This is a genomic window from Roseovarius sp. D22-M7, assembly GCF_037083785.1.
Taxonomy (GTDB): domain Bacteria; phylum Pseudomonadota; class Alphaproteobacteria; order Rhodobacterales; family Rhodobacteraceae; genus Roseovarius.
Genome location: NZ_JBAPKY010000198.1, coordinates 1 through 828 on the forward strand (window position 1 = coordinate 1; position 828 = coordinate 828).

The 828-nt window shown below is 59.5% G+C and carries 1 pseudogene; it reads right to left on the reverse strand.

Annotation, left to right across the window (positions count from 1 at the left end):
* Nucleotides 1-226: 226 nt before the first annotated feature.
* Nucleotides 227-828: pseudogene (locus V8324_RS22110) on the reverse strand (hypothetical protein); the annotation flags it as partial.

The following is an 828-nucleotide window of genomic DNA, read 5'->3' on the forward strand; positions in this document are numbered from 1 at the left end:
TGTCGAAGTCTGCCCCCTGATAGCTTAGAAGAGACGCATCGTAGGTCAGGTCGAAGAAGACCCCGGAAAGGCTGGGAAGATCGTCTCCCACCAGCGCGAAGCTGACTGTGTCGCCAATCGAGAAAGGGCCGGAGGTCGTGGGTTGAAGTGAAAGGCTGGGCATGGGTCGCTCCGCGTTAAACTGAATGAATGATGCGGCACCATCGCGCCGCACCCGCTAAAACCGTCAGGCGATCAGGTCGTCTGCAAAGGACGCACCAAGCGGCTCGCCGAACATATCCCGGAACATCAGCAGATCATCCACATCCACGGCGCCGTTACCGTCGAAGTCGGCATCGGCCGCCGGATCGACACCGTCTTCGAATCCCGTCGATCCGAAATCACTGCGGAATATCAGCAGATCCTCCACGTCGATGACCCCGTCATTGCTAAGGTCCGCGTCGATGACATTGCCGTAGCCGTCGCCGTTACTGTCGCGCTGGTCAGGGTTCGAGACGAAGATCGCGTTGTCGGCGTCGTCCGGCACCAGGTCGCCATCGCTGTCCTTGACCAATCCCTGGAAGTCGCTTTCATCAAGAGCATCGACAGTCACGCCTTCAAGCAGAATGCTATCGTCACCTAGGCGAACCAGAAGTCCGCCAACATCTGTTTCGAACCCGATCTGGTCGAACAGGAAACCGTAGGCGCTGACGTCGATCTTGTCTCCGTCCGATGGCCCGGTGCCCTTCTCGAAATCGGTGATCGTGTCGTCGCTCTCGCCGGGGCGCTTGACGAAGACGTCATCGCCTGGGCCGCCAGTCATGGTGTCGTTGCCCGGTCCGCCGTCCA